The 17,353-nt window shown below is 59.4% G+C and carries 16 protein-coding genes; 7 read left to right on the top strand and 9 right to left on the bottom strand.

Annotation, left to right across the window (positions count from 1 at the left end):
• The first annotated feature begins 597 nt into the window (after positions 1–597).
• Both AC6I79_RS16100 and AC6I79_RS16095 read left to right on the top strand, forming a co-directional pair.
• On the top strand, positions 598–1,317 hold the full coding sequence (locus tag AC6I79_RS16100) for a hypothetical protein (RefSeq protein WP_236569443.1): 720 nt from the start codon (positions 598–600) through the stop codon (positions 1,315–1,317).
• A 14-nt stretch (positions 1,318–1,331) separates the two neighbouring features.
• Positions 1,332–1,751, top strand: a complete 420-nt coding sequence (locus AC6I79_RS16095; protein ID WP_159377333.1) for a hypothetical protein — start codon at positions 1,332–1,334, stop codon at positions 1,749–1,751.
• A 63-nt stretch (positions 1,752–1,814) separates the two neighbouring features.
• On the opposite strand, the gene AC6I79_RS16090 is transcribed toward AC6I79_RS16095, so the two are convergent.
• The 6 genes from AC6I79_RS16090 to AC6I79_RS16065 form a co-directional block, all read right to left on the bottom strand.
• Positions 1,815–3,881, bottom strand: a complete 2,067-nt coding sequence (locus AC6I79_RS16090) for an FAD-binding oxidoreductase (RefSeq protein WP_498027388.1) — start codon at positions 3,879–3,881, stop codon at positions 1,815–1,817.
• 14 nt (positions 3,882–3,895) lie between these two features.
• The gene (locus tag AC6I79_RS16085) at positions 3,896–4,507 is read right to left on the bottom strand and encodes a glutathione S-transferase family protein (RefSeq protein WP_088516056.1); all 612 of its coding nucleotides are present in this window, start codon (positions 4,505–4,507) and stop codon (positions 3,896–3,898) included.
• Positions 4,508–4,669: 162 nt separating this feature from the next.
• Positions 4,670–6,025, bottom strand: a complete 1,356-nt coding sequence (gene celB, locus AC6I79_RS16080; RefSeq protein ID WP_498027387.1) for a PTS cellobiose transporter subunit IIC — start codon at positions 6,023–6,025, stop codon at positions 4,670–4,672.
• 153 nt (positions 6,026–6,178) lie between these two features.
• Positions 6,179–7,486 carry a 6-phospho-beta-glucosidase gene (locus AC6I79_RS16075; RefSeq protein WP_498027386.1) on the bottom strand — a complete coding sequence of 436 codons (1,308 nt, stop codon included), beginning with the start codon at positions 7,484–7,486 and terminating at the stop codon, positions 6,179–6,181.
• The gene (locus AC6I79_RS16070) at positions 7,479–7,823 is read right to left on the bottom strand and encodes a PTS lactose/cellobiose transporter subunit IIA (protein ID WP_230201125.1); all 345 of its coding nucleotides are present in this window, start codon (positions 7,821–7,823) and stop codon (positions 7,479–7,481) included. The genes AC6I79_RS16075 and AC6I79_RS16070 overlap by 8 nt, the downstream gene beginning before the upstream one ends.
• Before the next feature lie 59 nt (positions 7,824–7,882).
• Positions 7,883–8,191: a PTS sugar transporter subunit IIB gene (locus AC6I79_RS16065; protein ID WP_058759671.1), complete on the bottom strand. Its 309-nt coding sequence runs from the start codon at positions 8,189–8,191 to the stop codon at positions 7,883–7,885.
• A 288-nt stretch (positions 8,192–8,479) separates the two neighbouring features.
• On the opposite strand from AC6I79_RS16065, the gene AC6I79_RS16060 reads away from it, so the two are divergent.
• The gene (locus tag AC6I79_RS16060) at positions 8,480–9,424 is read left to right on the top strand and encodes a MurR/RpiR family transcriptional regulator (protein ID WP_125311514.1); all 945 of its coding nucleotides are present in this window, start codon (positions 8,480–8,482) and stop codon (positions 9,422–9,424) included.
• A gap of 16 nt (positions 9,425–9,440) precedes the next feature.
• Here the strand turns inward: AC6I79_RS16060 and AC6I79_RS16055 are convergent, their stop codons facing one another.
• Both AC6I79_RS16055 and AC6I79_RS16050 read right to left on the bottom strand, forming a co-directional pair.
• Positions 9,441–10,529, bottom strand: coding sequence for a tartrate dehydrogenase (locus AC6I79_RS16055; protein ID WP_058774858.1), 1,089 nt, complete (start codon positions 10,527–10,529; stop codon positions 9,441–9,443).
• Between the two features lie 16 nt (positions 10,530–10,545).
• Entirely contained in the window at positions 10,546–11,856 is a 1,311-nt protein-coding gene (locus AC6I79_RS16050) for an MFS transporter (protein ID WP_136547046.1), read from the bottom strand.
• A gap of 130 nt (positions 11,857–11,986) precedes the next feature.
• On the opposite strand from AC6I79_RS16050, the gene AC6I79_RS16045 reads away from it, so the two are divergent.
• The 4 genes from AC6I79_RS16045 to AC6I79_RS16030 all read left to right on the top strand — a co-directional run bounded on the left by AC6I79_RS16045 (position 11,987) and on the right by AC6I79_RS16030 (position 16,149).
• A complete protein-coding gene (locus tag AC6I79_RS16045) occupies positions 11,987–12,895 on the top strand; it encodes a LysR family transcriptional regulator (protein WP_498027385.1) in 909 nt (302 codons plus the stop codon).
• Between the two features lie 118 nt (positions 12,896–13,013).
• Entirely contained in the window at positions 13,014–13,559 is a 546-nt protein-coding gene (locus tag AC6I79_RS16040) for a winged helix-turn-helix transcriptional regulator (RefSeq protein ID WP_104188066.1), read from the top strand.
• Positions 13,556–14,596 carry an HlyD family secretion protein gene (locus AC6I79_RS16035; protein ID WP_498027384.1) on the top strand — a complete coding sequence of 347 codons (1,041 nt, stop codon included), beginning with the start codon at positions 13,556–13,558 and terminating at the stop codon, positions 14,594–14,596. The genes AC6I79_RS16040 and AC6I79_RS16035 overlap by 4 nt, the downstream gene beginning before the upstream one ends.
• On the top strand, positions 14,593–16,149 hold the full coding sequence (locus AC6I79_RS16030) for a DHA2 family efflux MFS transporter permease subunit (RefSeq protein ID WP_498027383.1): 1,557 nt from the start codon (positions 14,593–14,595) through the stop codon (positions 16,147–16,149). The genes AC6I79_RS16035 and AC6I79_RS16030 overlap by 4 nt, the downstream gene beginning before the upstream one ends.
• An 18-nt stretch (positions 16,150–16,167) precedes the next feature.
• Here AC6I79_RS16030 and uxuA read toward each other — a convergent pair whose 3' ends face one another.
• Positions 16,168–17,232 carry a mannonate dehydratase gene (uxuA, locus tag AC6I79_RS16025; RefSeq protein ID WP_498027382.1) on the bottom strand — a complete coding sequence of 355 codons (1,065 nt, stop codon included), beginning with the start codon at positions 17,230–17,232 and terminating at the stop codon, positions 16,168–16,170.
• Positions 17,233–17,353 lie beyond the last annotated feature (121 nt).

Below are 17,353 nucleotides of genomic sequence, written 5' to 3'. Positions count from 1 at the left end.
AGCAATTTCACAACAATCAAAGCGGAAAAAATTAACACTTACACACGGGGATTGAAAATCCCCGTGTCCGTGGTTCGATTCCGCGTCCGGGCACCACTAACAATAAGGCACTGGTCAGAAAGAGATTTTCTGACGGGTGACTGAAAGAAGGTGGCGTTCCAGCAACATTCAGTGCAGAGTAAATGCACCGGCTTGGTTTTAAGCCAACCTTCTGAAAGGGTATCAGTTAGCGCTGATACCCTTTTTTTATTGGCATTGATTAATGTTCGCCTTCATTCATCCATAATTCTCGCCACCTGTTGCGATCATTTAAAATATCGCCCACCAACTTCTCTTTTTTTTAACCTCGCGGGAAGTGTTTGTTAGTCAGACATTCAGAAAACGAATAACCTGAAAATTACCAGAAACTATTAGTGAATCCCTTAAAAGACAGGACAACAGTGAGTTCAGCAACTTGCCAGGGGAACAGGTAGCATATGGCTAATAGTGAACTAAAAAACCGGCCTCATGCATAAGTTACAAAGCTAATTCATTGAGAAAAATTAGTTATAAGTATAATTCGGCTCTTGACTTAATTAAATAATTCGAGATTCTTGTATGTGGGAATTTGATTTATGGAAGAGTGGAGAAGGTGTGATGGATATACGGATGCTGGATCCCGATGAGCCGGGGTACTTTTTCAACTTCAGGAACCCCCTGCCTCATAATGAGTATTATGCTGTAAAACCTCAGTTCATGCCTCCACATGGTGCGCGTCCAATTGTGGATGATGCTACAGGGCTGTGTATTGGTTACACGGTCGCGCAGGCTCCTGGACTGTGGCAGGTTTATGATGCGGATGGGCGTTTTACCACGCTTGAAGAAGCCCCGTTGCAAACCCCGCTCATTGATCCGCTAGATATTGCGCTGATTGCATTTGGTGTTTTTCGCCTGTTAAGCAGTGGTCGGGCGGTGCTGGATGTCGCTGCAGGTAAAAGCATAAGCAGTGTGTTAAGCGAAGCAACGCTGAATATGCTGCGGGGTCGCCTGAAGGTTGGCCTGTCCGTGCGAAATCTTAAATTTACGCGTACCACGGCCGCGCATATGACCGAATCAGGCAGATATATTCCGGTCAATATACTGGAAAAAGCTATCCGCTATGGTTCACGAAGCCCTGATGCTCAAAAAATGCCCGGCATGTTTTTATATCGTATAAAAATGACCCGTCTGAAAAAGATCGTGGAGCATGATAAAATCAGGTATGTCCACAAAGAGTACACGTTACATGTTGTGGTCAGGGAACGGGACTGGACAATTTCACACTTCCATATCGACTGAGTGGCGGGGCAGAAATGTTTGAGATCAAAAATGAAGATACGTTATTTCGCTTCTCATTTATCGAAAGAATTGAGGAGCCTGAAGATCGCAGGCTGGATTTGATCATGTGCTGGCTGGAAATTGCTGGTTGCAGTATAAAACTGCAATGTCAGTGCGAACTGACGATTTTCGACCTTGAAAGCCTGAAGGAAATGTTATCGGAGTTTTATGCATCCCTGTATAAAAATGGACGGCCTAAGCCGGTAAATTTCGCACCAAGAATGAAAGCGTTCACCTGCGAATTCAATGCTGTCGAGGGAAGTGATTTAATCGGTTTCAACTTCACTGCGACTCCCGCTATATATGATAGCTGGCAACTGACCGGCGGGATCGCTATTGATCAATCCTATTTCCCTGCGTTGATAAAGGGAATCGAATCGATTCTGACCAACTGAGCGCGGGTAAGATGCCGCCCGCCCTGCAGCCTGCTGGTTCGATTGCATAGACGGGCACTCACCTCACAACGCCAGCTGCACCGCCGTGTCCCCGTCTTCGACCTGCGCCGGCACTGCGCAGCAGATCAGCACCTCATCCTTAGCCAGCGTGATGCCTGGCCGGGTAGGGTAAGTCACCGCACCTTGCACCAGTCTGGTCTTACAGCTGCCGCAATGTCCGGCGCGACAGCTGTAGGCCGGGCTCAGGCCGCGCGCTTCGGCCAGCTCCAGCAGCGTGCCGGACTGTGGTGTCCAGCGCGCTTCTTTCAGCGACTCTGTAAACACCACCGGCACCGCTTCGGTCGCCACCAGCGGCAGCGCGGCGGGCTCTGGCACATTCTCCTGCTGACGCTGCAGCGACGACGGACCAAACGCTTCGGCGTGAATACGCGCGTCGGCAATATTCAGGCCGCGCAGTCCGTCATACATCGCCTGAGTAAATGACGGCGGACCGCACAGATAGAAATCGTAATCGTTGAACGGCAGCACCTGCGACAGCAGCGCCATATCGATGCGTCCGGCAACGTCGTAATCCACGCCGGCTTCGGCTTCGGCTTCGCCCAGCTGGCTGAGCACCCGCACCAGTTTCAACGCGCCTTCGCTGGCTGCCAGCAGCGCATCGATCTCACGCACAAACGGGCGTTCGGCCAGGTTACGCGCCGACTGCAGCAGATACACCGGACGCATCCGGCGTTTGCGTCGGCCTTCATAAATCAGGTGACGCAGCATCGCCAGCAGCGGCGTGATGCCGACGCCCGCCGCCAGCAGCACCGCTGGCCGCGTTTCGTGTGCATCAATAGTGAAATCACCGGCCGGTGCGCGCACCTCCAGCCGATCGCCGACGCGCAGGGCATCGTGCAGATACTGCGACACGGCGCCTTCACGCTTCACGCTGATGCGGTAATAACCATCCGACGGCGCAACTGACAACGTATATTGCCGAAACAGTGGCTTAGTGCTGCCCGGCAGCGTCAGGCGGATCGGCAGATGCTGGCCTGCCAGATGCGGCAGCACGCCAGCGCCATCATCCGGCATAAGATGAAACGAGCGAATCTGCGCGCTCTCATCGACGATCTGCGTGATGCGGAATGGTCGCCACTGCGCCGCCAGCTGCTGCGCCTGCAGGCGTTCGCTGGCGGACGGCCAGTCGCCGGTCATTAGCGAGGCGGGCGATACGCCGTCTGGTTGATCGGTCCAGCGCAGGGCGAGGGCAGCGCGCCGGCGCACGATGCGGCGCGCGCTAAAGCACCACAGCCGCTCGGCACCCTGAAAGGCCGCGATTTCGGCGGAATCGGTTATCACCGTGGCATCGCCGCTCATCTGCAATACATCGCCGCTGGCGTAGTCGATAAACAGCAGCCCGGCCTTGCCGTTGAGCACGATATTACCGAGGGTGGAAAAGAACAGGTTGCCGTTGAAGTCCGGAATGGTCAGTACATCATCGGCAGCGATGCGCACAAAACCGGCTTTGCCGCCGCGATGCGAAACGTCCACCTGCCGGCGCGCCTGGTCGGCATAAGTGGTGACATAAAACGTATCTGCCTGCCGGATGGCGGCGCGCGCGGCGTCATCCAGCGCGCTGAGCGTCTCAACTTCGCCCTGATAAGCCCTGCCGGGCGCATGGTCGAAGCGGAAGTCGCGCAGCTGAATATAGCGCGGGCAGTTGCCAAAGCTCTGGTCAACCTGCACGCGCAGGCCGCCGCCAATCGCCGTCAGCACGCCGTTCATGCGGTTGCGCCGCCGCGTGTGCAGCTCGATGCCGAGCAGGCCCACCGGTGCGCCATCGGTCATCCCGGCGGCGGCCGGATCGCTGGCGTCAGGACGGGCTGCGATATCCAGCGTGGTGGCGTTGGGCGAGAAGATAAAACCGGGCTGGCCTTCCAGCAGCGTGGCCCAGGCATCACCCTGTGCATCAATGCTGCCGGCAACGATAAACGGCAGCTGCGCGTAAAAGTCACGATGCTGATCGGGCATGTAATCGCGGATCACGCGCTGCCCGACATCGGCCATACGTTCCGCCACTCCCGCCTGCTGCTGCAGCGCAATTTCACCGTCATGCCATACCGGCAGCGTAATCAGTTTCTCGCCCATGATGCTGGCTCCTGTCAGGCGCGCAGGCCGGCGGCGGTCTGCGGAAAAGGCACAAAGCCGGGCAGCGCTTCAATCCGGCGCAGCAGCTGATTCACCGCAGGGTAACCGGACATCTCGACATTGCCTTCCGGGGCACCGGCCAGGTAGCTATATAAAGCAATGTCAGCAATGGTGGGATGGTCGCCCACCAGCCACTCACGCTGGCTGAGATGGCTTTCCAGCCGGGAAAGAATCAGATGCGCGCGCGCCAGCACCTCTTCAGCATTAAATTTGGCACCAAACACGGTAATCAGGCGCGCCGCCGCCGGACCGTAAGCCAGTTCACCGGCCGCCACCGACAGCCAGCGCTGCACCTGGGCGGCGCCCAGCGCATCTTCCGGCAGCCAGTCGCTGCGGTTAAATTTCTTCGCCAGGTACACCAGAATGGCATTGGAATCCGCGATGTAAACGCCATCGTCTTCCAGCACCGGCACCTGACCGAACGGGTTGATGGCGAGAAACGCCGGGGTTTTATGTTCGCCGCCAGGCAGGTCAACTTCGACCGTTTCATGCGCTATGCCGAGCAGTGACAGCGCCAGCAGTGCGCGGTGAGCGTGGCCGGAGAGCGCTAAATTGTACAGTTTCATCATGCGGTTCCTCAGGTTGTGGCCGGGGTGATCCCGAGCCGTGGCCTAAGGTTCGCACAGCCGTATTGCTGGCAGAATAGCCAGATCTGCGAAGTCATTATTGCAAAAAGTGGAAGGATGCGGCCGGGTGCGCAGCAGGGCGCACCCGGCAGAGGGAGTGGTTCAGGAAGGCACGACGGCACTGCCGCTGGCGGCCTGCGCCTGCTGTTCGTTCTGCTGCTCTTCGCGCAGTTTCAGGCGATCCCACACGCGGAAAAACGGATAGTAGACCACCAGCGAAATCGTCAGGTTGACCACCTGCAACACCGCGCCGGAGATATGGCCGCCGGTGGCGAGATAGCCGCTGACGAAAATTGGCGTGGTGAAGGGCAGGGCGATGCCGGCTGGCGGCGCCACCAGACCGCTGCTCATTGCCGCCCACGAAACAATCACCAGCAGCACCGGCGTCAGGATAAACGGCAGGAACAGGTAGGGGTTCATCACCAGCGGAATACCGAACACCAGTGGCTCGCTGATGTTGAACAGCGCCGCCGGCGCGGCGATTTTCCCCAGCTGTTTCATCTGGCGGCTGCGCGCGCGGATCAGCATAAAGATCACCAGCCCAAGCAGCGCGCCGGTGCCGCCAGGCGCAATCCATAAATCGTAAAACTGCTGGGTAAAGATGTGCGGAATCGGCTGGTTATGCTGAAAGGCTTCGAGGTTTTCACTCATGTTCGACAGCCATACCGGCTGAATAAACACCAGCACGATGGCATCGCCGTGCAGGCCGAGCGTCCACAGAATGCCAATCAGCAGCACCGAGAAAATCATCCCCGGCAGCGTGCCGCCGACGTGGTGCATCGGCAAACCAATCACCGTGGCAATCAGGTTGTTGATGTCATGGAATGGTGAGGCTTCAACTGCCAGGCGCAGCAGCAGCACCACGGCCAGCACGCAGAAGCCGGGAACCAGCGCGAGAAACGATTTCGCCACCGCCGGCGGCACGCCTTCCGGCATCTTAATCACCAGGTTACGGCTGTGCACAAAGCGGTAGATTTCGGTGGAGAGCAGCGCAATCACAATCGCCACGAACAGGCCCTGACTGCCGATCAGCGAAATTGGCAGCACGCCGGTGACCAGCTGTGCGGGCGCGCCTTCAACCGGGGCGAACAGCGTCTGCTGCGGAATGGTCATCACAAACGCCACCAGTGCCATCGCGCCGCTGGTTAGCGGGTCGAGCGTGCGGTATTTCTCCGCCAGCCGGTAAGCGATGCCGAAGCTGGAGATCAGCGCCATGATGTCGTAGGTGGCACGCACCGGATAGAGCAGTTTATTGCGCCAGCTGTCGCCGAACAGGTCGGCCATCAGATGGCCCCACGCCGGGATCGGCAGGTAGGCGAAGATCAGAAAAAAGCTGCCGATCAGCATGAACGGCATGTTGAGAATGATGCCGTCCCGCACGGACAGCACATGCTTCTGCCCGGCCACCTTGAGCGCGGCGGGCAGCACATAACGTTCGATGATATTACGGTTGGACATAGGGCCTCCTCGGGCACAATGGCGCAACAAATTAACAGGTCAATGCGTGTCACTTCGGCGCGGCAGCGGATACCTGCACCCGGCCGTCGCGGCGCAATTTATAGCGCGATGAAGCGCGCCGCGACGGCCTGGGTGCGGTTTGCGACAGGGATATCACGCAAACTGCGGCAGCCACGGCTGATTCAGCGTCAGCACTTCGTCCAGCAGCGCTTCGGCGCTGGCGACATCGCCGACCAGCGGGTTGCCGACCAGCGCCAGCAGCGCGGCACCGCGATCGCCGTGCACCGCCGCGTCGATGGTTAATCGCTCGAAGGCTTTGATCTGCTGCGTCAGCCCGTGCATCAGCGGTGGCAGCGCGCCAAACACCAGCGGGTGCGCGCCCTGCGCATCGACCACACAGTTCACTTCCACCACTGCGTCGTCCGGCAGACCGTAAATCGCCCCACGGTTCTGGCAGTTCACCACCAGATTTTGCCCGCTATTGTTATGGATGGCGCTGATGAGCTCAACGGCCACTTCGGAGTAATATGCGCCGCCGCGAAAACTCAGCTGCTCCGGCTTGTGCGCCAGCTGCGGATCGGCATACAGCGCGAACAGCTCGGCCTCCACCTTCATCACTTGTTCGGCGCGCGTTCCGGCCTGGCCGTGCTGCGCTTTCTCCTGCTCTTCGGCCAGCATCTGCGGTGTTTGCCAGTAGTAGCGGTGATAAGGGCAGGGAATCGCCTGCAGCGCGCGCAGAAACGCCGGCGACCACGGCATCTCTTTGATGTTATTCATGGTCAGCGACTGGCCTTCGCACAGCTGTTCGATCACCCCGGCGGTCACGTCCTCGCCGCGGCACAGCACCTGATGCACCCACACCAGATGATTCAGCCCGGCAAAGCGCAGCGCCACCTCGTCAAACGGCGCCTGTAACATGCCGGCGATCATATGGTGCATATTCACCGGCACGTTACACAGGCCGATGATCTTCGCGTTGCTGTAGCGCGCCACGGCTTCGGTAACGATGCCTGCCGGATTGGTAAAGTTGATGATGAAGGCGTCGGGTGACAGCTGTTCCACTTTGCGCGCAATCTCCAGCATCACCGGAATGGTGCGCAGCGCTTTGGCGAAGCCGCCGACACCGGTGGTTTCCTGGCCGAGACGGCCATACTTCAGGCCCAGCCGTTCATCGGCGGCGCGTGCCGCCAGCTGGCCAACGCGCAGCTGTGTCAGCACAAAGCGCGCGCCGCGAATCGCCTCATCCAGCGCAAAGTGCACGCTGACCTTAACCTGCTCCAGCCCGTTTTTTTGCAGCATGCGGCGCGTGAGGTCGGCGATGATCTGCACCTTTTCGCGTCCTGCCGCCACATCCACCAGCGCCAGTTCGGTTACCGGCAGCTGCGCATAACGGTTGATGATTCCCTCCACCAGCTCCGGCGAATAGCTGCTGCCGCCGCCAATGATTGCTATCTTAAGCATCGTTTTCTCCTGCCGTGGTACGGCGATAGAGTTCAATGATTTCGCCCGCTAAATCCTGTATCAGCATGGCGTTCATCAGGTGATCCTGGGCATGAACCAGAATCAGGGTAACCGGCAGCCGGCCGCTGCCTTCGTCCAGGCTAATTAGCGCCGTCTGCTGCTGGTGCGCGCTGCTCACGTTTTCCCGCGCCGCCGCCAGCTGCTGCTGTGCCGCATCAAACTGGCCGGCGCGCGCCAGCCGCAGGGCGCTGAGAGCGGCGCTGCGCGCAGCACCGGCCTGCACCAGCAGCAGCATGATCTCCTCTTCCGGAACCACCATTACGTCATCTTCAGGCATGCAGAATCTCCCACAGCGCAACGCCGTGTGTTATCAGTCAGATTGGGGGAAACGAAGAATCAGGAAGCGTGCAGCGCCAGCGCTTTATCCAGCACCTGTTCGCCGCGCATCATGCCGTAATCCATCATGTCGATAACGGCGACCGCCTTGCCCTGCGGGGCCGCGATGGCGGTGAGGCGGGCAGCTTCAAACTGCACCTGCGGGCCGAGCAGCACCACGTCTGCGTCCGGCAGGATACGTTCGAAATCGGCCACCGGGACGGCCTGAATGTTGATCGCCAGCCCGCGCGCTTGTGCGGCGTGCTGCATTTTATTCACCAGCATGCTGGTAGACATGCCGGCGGCACAGCAAAGAACAATGCGCATAATTTATCCTCCTGTGAATTGACTCCGGCATTTAAGACCTGTCGCAGTCGCACTGTAAATACCCTGCAGCCAGATGATTTTGTGATGAAAGTTATTTAAACTATTACTTATCAATATCTTAAACATTAAACTATCATGAAAATAATTTTCAATGGTGTGATCGGCACGATGATTTTCTGTTGCGAGTGCTTTAATCCCAGGAAAATTCAGTGCGCTCAGCTGAAAAAAATCTCACCATGAAAAATATTTTCATGCATCATGAGGGTTCGTTACTGAGGATGTGATGAGCTAATGGATATTGTCTGGCAACTGCAGCAGCAGTCGGCGCGTTTTGATGCGCAGGAATCAAAGCTGGCGCGATTTATTCTGGATAACCTGCACGCCAGCGCGCAGGCCACCATGGAGAGTCTGGCGGCGCAGGCGGGTGTCAGCCCGGCTGTACTCCAGCGCTTTGCTGCCTCGGCGGGCTACCGCGATCTGGATGATTTTCTGCACCAGGTGCGCCAGGCCGGCCAGCAGGAAAGTGCGTTTATGACGGTGATTCGTCAGCGGCAGGCTTCCCTCAGCCAGCAGGAGCAGCGGGTGGCGCGCGCCATCCTGCGTGACGCCGCGTTCGCGGCCTCGGCCACCATTGAACAACTGGCCAGCCGGGCGGAAGTCAGTGCGGCGACCATTACCCGCTTTGCCCGTTCGGTCGGCTGCGACGATATTCGCGATCTGCGTATGCGGCTGGCACGCGCCAGCGCCGAACCGGCTACTTCCAGCCACGGTGCGGTGCCGCAGCTGGTGAGTCTGCATCAGGCGCTGACCCAACAGTGGCAGCAGCTGGATGACAGCCGCTGGCAGCAGGCGGCGCAGGCGCTGCGTCAGGCACGCAGCGTGTTGCTGATCGGTGCCGCCGGCCAGCACACGCCGCTGGTGGCGGAAGTGCAGCAGCGGCTGAGTGAGGCCGGGCTGGCGCTGGCGTGGATCCAGGACGACAACCTGCTGCGCCTGACGCTCAGCCGTTTGCAGCCGGACGATCTGCTGCTGATCCTCGCGCCGGACACCATCAACAGCAGCGTGCTCAGCGCGGTGCATCACGCTCACATCCAGCAGACCCCAGTGATGGCGCTGTGCCCGGCGACGCTGGATCTCGCCAGCCAGGCCAACTACTGGCTGCCGCTGCCGGATGCAGCACCGGCGCGGCGCTATGGCATCCTGCTGGCGCTGGACCGGCTGGCGGCGGCGCTGTAACACCCCGGCTTTTGACTCAGGCGGTTGCTGCCACCTGAGATTTGGCCTCAATAAACTGCACCAGCGCGCGCGTCACGTCAGCGGTGGTGGCGCTGCCGCCGACGTCCGGCGTCAGAATGCCCGCCGCGCACACGTGCTCAATGCCCTGCATTATCAGCGCGGCCGCGTTGCGTTCGCCCAGATGTTCCAGCATCTGCACCGCCGTCCAGAAGGTGGCGATCGGGTTAGCGATGCCTTTACCGGTGATATCGAACGCCGAGCCGTGAATCGGTTCGAACATCGACGGAAAACGCCGCTCCGGATCGATGTTGGCGGTTGGCGCGACGCCGAGACTGCCGGCCAGCGCGCCGGCAAGGTCGGAGAGAATATCCGCATGCAGGTTCGTGGCGACAATGGTATCCAGCGATTGCGGGTGCAGCGTCATGCGGTGCGTCATGGCATCCACCAGCATCTTGTCCCACTGCACATCCGGAAACTCCTGCGCCACTTCCGCCGCAATTTCATCCCACATCACCATGCCGTGCCGCTGGGCATTGGATTTGGTCACCACCGTCAGCAGTTTGCGCGGCCGCGACTGCGCCAGTTTAAAGGCGTAGCGCATGATGCGCGTTACCCCGACGCGGGTGAAAATTGCCACTTCAGTGCCCACCTCTTCTGGCAGGCCGCGGTGCGCACGGCCACCGTTGCCGGAGTATTCCCCTTCCGAGTTCTCGCGCACGATGACCCAGTCAAGATCGCCCGGTCCACGGTTGCGTAGCGGCGAGGTCACGCCCGGCAGAATTTTGGTAGGCCGCACGTTGGCGTACTGATCGAAGCCCTGACAAATCGGCAGGCGCAGCCCCCACAGCGTGATGTGATCCGGCACGTCCGGCGCGCCCACCGCGCCAAAGTAGATGGCATCAAACTGCTTCAGCGTCTGCAGGCCATCTTCCGGCATCATCACGCCGTGCTGTTTGTAGTAATCCGAGCCCCAGTCAAAGGTCTGCACGTCAAACGTCAGCTGTTCATCGTGCCGCGTCAGCGCCTGCAGCACCTCAACGCCAGCCGAAATCACTTCCGGGCCAATACCGTCTGCCGGAATCGCGGCAATTTTGTAGTTACGCATCATGTTCTCCAGTCAATTAATGGGTATGAGGATGAGGCAGATCGGCGCTTTGCGGTTTTGGCGTGTGCGCGGCGAGAATCAGCACGATGAGCGCGGACAACGCCAGCAGCGCGGCGACGAAATAGAGTCCCCAGGTGTAGCTGCCGGTTTGCTGGCGGATCACGCCAATCATCATCGGGCCGACAAAACCGCCGAGGTTGCCGATGGAATTAATGGTGGCGATGCCGGCGGCTGCGGCCGGCCCGCTGAGAAACAGCGTCGGCATGCTCCACAGCGGCGGCTTGGAGGCGCTGATGCCGACCGTGACCAGCGTCAGCGCAATAATCACCGCCAGCAGCGTGCTGACGTTGCCGGCGTAAATCAGCCCGGCGGCAGCCAGTAAACAGGCGCCAATGACGTGCCAGCTGCGCTCGCCGCGACGATCGGAGTGACGTGCCCACAGGATCATGCCGATCACGCCGATCACCGCCGGGAAAGCATTGAGGAAGCCGATTTCCAGCGAGGAGGCGCCGAAGCTGCGAATAATTTGCGGTGACCAGATCCCCAGCGTGTACAGCCCGGCCGAGGTGCCGAAGTACACCAGCGCCAGGGCCAGTACGCGCTTGTCCGCCAGCCCGCGCCAGGCGCTGCTGTGGCCGTGCTGCGTCGACCGCGCCTGCTCTTCAGCCTGCATGGTCTCCTGCAGCCAGCGCCGCTCCTCTGCGTTCAGCCATTTAGCCTGCGCCGGACGGTCGGTGAGGAAAAACAGCACCACGATGCCCAGCAGTAACGCCGGAATTGCCTCTAACACGAACATCCACTGCCAGCCGGCGTAGCCCAGCAGACCGTGCATCTCCAGCAGCGCCGCAGAGACCGGCGAGCCGAGCGCGGTAGAGAGCGGGGCGGCGGCCATGAAGATGGCGGTAACCTGCGCGCGCTTCGCCGCCGGGAACCAGTAGCTGAGGTAGAGAATGATGCCCGGGAAGAAGCCGGCTTCCGCCACGCCGAGCAGAAAGCGCAGGACGTAGAAGCTGGTGGTGCCCTGCACCAGCGCCATGCAGCCGGAGACCAATCCCCAGCTGATCATCACGCGGGCGATCCAGATGCGTGCGCCCACTTTATGCAAAATTAAATTCGACGGGACTTCAAACAGAAAATAGCCGAGGAAAAAGATCCCGGCGCCAAAACCAAATACCGTGGGCGAGAAACCTAAATCCTGATTCATGGTTAACGCGGCAAAACCAATATTGACGCGATCGAGAAACGCGATGAAATAGAGCAGCATGATGAAGGGCACAATGCGCAACGTCACTTTACGCATCACCCTTTTTTCGAGGTGAGAGTTCATATTAAAGTGCTCCAGATTGTGTAGGGTAGTATTATTTTCTGGTTGTCGAATGCAGTATGCAGGTTTGTATTGCGCGATCATCAGGCGTGGATTATATAAACTATTTGAATAATCGTGCGGTGAGGGAAATGTGGATATAAATCAATTGCGTTGTTTTGTCGCGGTGGGTAAAGAACTGCATTTCGGTCGGGCGGCACAAAGTATGGAAATGATGCCTGCATCACTTTCCCGCTTTATCCGCCTGCTGGAAGAGGATCTGGGCGTGCGCCTGTTAAACCGCTCAACGCGCAATGTTTCATTAACCGCCGAGGGAGCCCTGTTTTTTGACGAAGCGGGAAAACTGATCGATCAGTTTGATGCGCTGGCGCTGCGTTTTAAAGGCGGATTAAAAGATGAACGCCGGACATTACGCATTGGCGCTATCGATAGCGCCGCGCGCGGTTTAGTTCCTGCACTGCTGAATTTATTTGTGCCGCGTCATCCGCTGAGCGATATCCATATTATCGAAGATAAAACCCTTAACCTGATTCCTAAATTAAAATCCGGCTGGCTGGATATGATTATTATCCGCGCGCCGCAGCGCATGGATGCGTCACTGGCGCTGCGTTTTATTACCCGCGAAAGTTGCGTGCTGGCAGTGCCGCTGACGCATCCGCTGGCGGATAAAGCGCAGGTGACGGTGGCAGATTTTCAGCATGAAGCCATGATCATTCCCGACCGCCGCACCCGACCGCACAGCCACGATCTCACCATCAGCCTGTTTAAGCAGGCCGGCCTGACGCCACATATCGCGCAATATGCCGAAGAGAAGCAAACCATTCTCAGCCTGGTGTCCGCCGGCCTCGGTCTGGCGGTGGTACCAGCCTCTTATCGCACCATGAACAGCGACAGCGTCCGCTATATCGCGCTGACGTTACCTGAGCAGATCAAAGGCTTGCCGCTGAGTATTGCGTGGCAGAAGGGCAACCAAGATCCGCTGTTGCGTGAAATGCTGCGTCTGCTGCATGACCACCGGCAGGAATTGATCGACAGGCTGTGAGGCTGCGCCGGAACGCGCGCTGACAATGTGTTTGTTACTTTCATTTTGCAAGTAACTTGCAAAATGAAAGTTACCCTGCCACAGTATCCCGCATCGACTTCACATCGGGAACTGGCCCATGAAAAACCAACCTCTGTGTAATATGCCGTGCCCTATCGCACGCAGTCTTGGACGCGTCGGCGACGGCTGGAGCATGCTGATCATGCGCGATGCGCTGGCCGGCTTTACCCGCTTTGATGAATTTCAGAAAAGCAGCGGCGTGGCGCCCAATATTCTGTCGCGCCGGCTAAAAGAGCTGGTGGAGGATGGATTGCTGGAAAAGGTGTGTTACAGCGACGCTCCGGCACGCTACGAGTACCACCTCACTGCGGCGGGCCGCGATTTTCGCACGGTAATACTGGCGCTGGCCGAGTGGGGCAGCACCCACTTTTCACCGGAAGGGCGGCAGATGCAGCTGGTTGAAAGCGCCACCCAGCGCCCGGTGACGCCGCAAATGGTCGACAGCGCCACCGGCCAGCCGCTCTCCAGTGACAAATACCAGATGGTGCCTGGCCCGGCGGCCAGCCCGATGATGCACTACCGCCAGCAATATCTGGCGAGAAAGCGCGCAGGCGATACGGCGCAAAAATTCGCCCCGCAGACGGTGGCCGGGAACGAACCATGAGCCTGACGCGGAAAAAAGCGGCACTGCTGCTGATGCTGGCCTGCGGCGGCGTGGCGCTGGCCGGCTATGGCTATTACTGGTGGCACAGCGCGCGCTTTATGCCTGCGACCGATGATGCCTACGTCGGCGCGGATATCAGTGCGATTTCGGCCAAAGTGTCCGGCTATGTCCAGACGCTTGCGGTGCAGGATAATGCGGCGGTTAAAAAGGGCGACCTGCTGGTGCAACTGGATAACCGCGACTATCGGGCAGCGGTTGACCGTGCGGCGGGCGAAGTCGCCGCGCAGCAGGCGGCGCTGCAGGATATCGCCGCCACGCGCCAGCTCCAGCTGGCCACCATCGACGGCGCGCGTGCTGCGCTGCTGGCGGCGCAGGCGGTAACGCAGAAAACCACCGCCGACCAGCGCCGCTATGACGCGCTGGTGAGCAGCGCTGCGGTGTCGCAGCAGATTCGCGATCATGCGCAGGCCGATTACCATCAGGCGCTGGCGCAGGAGGGCAAAACCCGTGCCGATCGCGCGGTCGCCGAACGTCAGCTGCAGGTGCTGGATGCGCGCGAGCAGCAGACGCACGCCGCGCTGGCACAGGCGCAGGCCGACCTGGCGCTGGCACAGCTCAATCTGGAATACACCGCTATCCGCGCGCCGTTTGATGGCGTGATCGGCAATCGCCGCGCCTGGGCCGGTTCGTATGTCAGCAGCGGCACGCAGCTGCTGTCGCTGGTGCCGGCGCAGGGGCTGTGGATTGACGCCAACTTTAAAGAGAGCCAGCTGGCGCACATGCGGCCAGGCCAGGTGGCAACGATTGTGGCGGACGTGCTGCCAGGCCGCACCTTCAGCGGGCATGTCGCCAGCCTGTCGCCTGCGACCGGTTCGCGCTTTAGCATTCTGCCGGCGGAAAACGCCACCGGTAACTTCACCAAAATTGTCCAGCGCGTGCCGGTGCGCATTGCGCTGGACGGCGATGCGGCCACGCTCGGGCTGTTGCGTCCGGGACTGTCGGTGACTGTTACCGTCGATGAGTGCAGCGCGCAATGAGCCGCGTGGTCGCCGCGCCGATCGCGCCCGCGCAGATGCCGGTCAGCCGGAAAGTTTTCGCCTTTGCCACCCTGTGCATCGGCATGTTTATCGCGCTGCTGGATATCCAGATTGTCTCAGCTTCGCTGCGCGACATTGGCGGTGGCCTGTCGGCGGGCGATGATGAAACCGTGTGGGTGCAGACCAGCTATCTGATCGCCGAAATCATCATTATTCCGCTCTCCGGCTGGCTGGCCAGCGTGCTGTCTACGCGCTGGCTGTTCGCCGCTTCGGCCTGCGGCTTTACGCTGATGAGCCTGCTGTGCGGCTGGGCGTGGAACATTCAGAGCATGATCGCGTTCCGTGCGCTGCAGGGGCTGGCGGGCGGCTCAATGATCCCGCTGGTGTTCACCACCGCCTTCGCCTTTTTCCAGGGCCGGCAGCGGGTGATTGCTGCCGCGACCGTCGGCGCGCTGGCATCGCTGGCGCCGACGCTCGGCCCGACCGTTGGCGGCTGGATCACCGATAACTTCAGCTGGCACTGGCTGTTTTTTATCAACATCATTCCCGGTATTTACATCACCATTGCGGTTCCGCTGCTGGTGAACATCGACGTGCCCAACCGCGAACTGCTGCGCGGCGCGGATTATCTCAGCATCGTGCTGCTGGCGCTGTCGCTCGGCTGTCTGGAATATACACTGGAAGAGGGGCCGCGCTGGGGCTGGTTTGATGATGACACCATTGCCACCACCGGCTGGATTGCGCTGGCGGCCGGCGTGTTGTTTGTGATCCGCACGCTGCGGCATGCCAAACCGATCGTCGATTTACGCGCGCTCAGGGACCGCGACTTTAGCCTCGGCTGCTACTTCTCGTTTATGGCGGGCGTGGGGATCTTCGCCACCATTTACCTTACGCCACTGTTTCTCAGCCAGGTGCGCGGCTTCAGCGCACTGGAGACTGGACTGGCGATCTTCTCCACCGGGGTGTTTCAGATTCTGTCGATCCCGCTGTATGCCTGGCTGGCGAACCGCGTCGATCTGCGTATTTTGCTGGCGGCGGGGCTGCTCTGTTTTGCGCTGTCGATGCATTTCTTCGTGCCGATTACCCATGACTGGGGGGCGAAGGAGTTGCTGTTCCCGCAGGCGTTTCGCGGTATGGCGCAGCAGTTTGCCGTAGCACCGACGGTGACGCTGACGCTGGGCAGTTTGCCACCGGCACGCCTGAAGCTCGCGTCTGGCCTGTTTAATCTGATGCGCAACCTTGGCGGTGCGATTGGTATTGCCCTGTGCGGTACGGTGCTCAACGACCGCACCAACCTGCACTTTAGCCGGCTGGCGGATCATCTCAACAGCGCCAGCCTGACGCTGGGTGATTTTCTGCAGGGGCGCGCTCAGGCGCTGATGACCAGCGGCCTGAGCCCGGATGCCGCGCATACGGCCGCGCTGCAGTCGCTGGCGGCGCTGACGCTGCGTGAAGCGCGCACCCAGGCTTTTTCCGACGCGTTCTGGCTGATCATGACAGGCTTTTTCGTCGCGGCGCTGCTGGTACCGTTATTGAAAAAGCCACAGGGATGAGGGCCAGATCGCAGCCCATTAACGTTTACCCAGCGCTTCCCACAGGCCCAGCAGATAAGTGGTGCCCAGCGCGCGGTCGTACAAACCGTAGCCTGGGCGCCCGGTTTCACCCCAGATAAAGCGGCCGTGATCCGAACGGATATAGCCGTCAAAGCCGTTGTCATACATCGACTGCAGCACTTTATACATATCCAGCGAGCCATACTCCGTCGGATGCGCGCACTCGTAGAAATCTTTATCGCGGATGATCTTGATGTTGCGCACGTGGGCAAACGGGATGCGCTTGCGGCGCGAGAATTCGGCCAGAATGGCATAGACATCGTTCTGCGGATCCTCGGCAATCGATCCGGTGCACAGCGTGATGCCGTTGGCTTCAGAATCGACGACGTTACAGATCCAGTCGAGATCGTCGCGGTTCTTCACCACGCGCGGCAGACCGAAGATCGAATACGGCGGATCGTCCGGGTGGATCGCCATCTTCACGCCCACCTCTTCGCACACCGGGATCACCGCTTTGAGGAAATAGGCGAGGTTTTCCCGCAGCTTCGCGTCATCAACGTCCTGATATTTGGCAAACAGCTCCTGAACTTTTGCCAGCCGTTCCGGCTCCCAGCCCGGCAGCGCGAAGCCGTTGGCGCTGCCCAGCACCTCTTTCACCACCTCGTCGAGGCTTTTATCAATGCCCTGCTTCTCGAAGGCCATGGTGATGGAGCCATCCGGCAGCACGTAATGCATATCCGTCTTCATCCAGTCAAACACCGGCATGAAGTTGTAGCAGATCACTTTTACCCCGGCGGCCGCCAGGTTGCGGATACTTTGCTGATAATTGGCGATGTAGCGATCGCGGCTCGGCAGGCCGATCTTGATGTCGTCGTGAATATTAACACTCTCAATCACTTCAACCGTCAGTCCGGCTGCGTGCACCTGATCGACCAGCGCCTGGATCTTCTCCTGCGGCCAGGTTTCGCCCACCGGCACATCGTAGAGTGCGCCCACCACGCCGCGTACGCCCGGCACCTGGCGAATATATTCCAGCGAAACCTTGTCTTCCTTCGGCCCAAACCACCGCATTGTCAGCTGCATTATGTCATCCACCGTCATCGTGTCTGTATGATAAGCGTTAAACTACCATACTAGAATTCAAAGAGGCAGCATTACGCAGCGACTAAGTCTTGATCCGCGTCACAGAACCGGGTTTATCCGC

The organism is gamma proteobacterium symbiont of Scutellera amethystina (assembly GCF_059730845.1).
The sequence above is the reverse complement of the archived record's forward strand: the minus strand, read 5'-3'. Positions and strand labels throughout refer to the sequence as shown.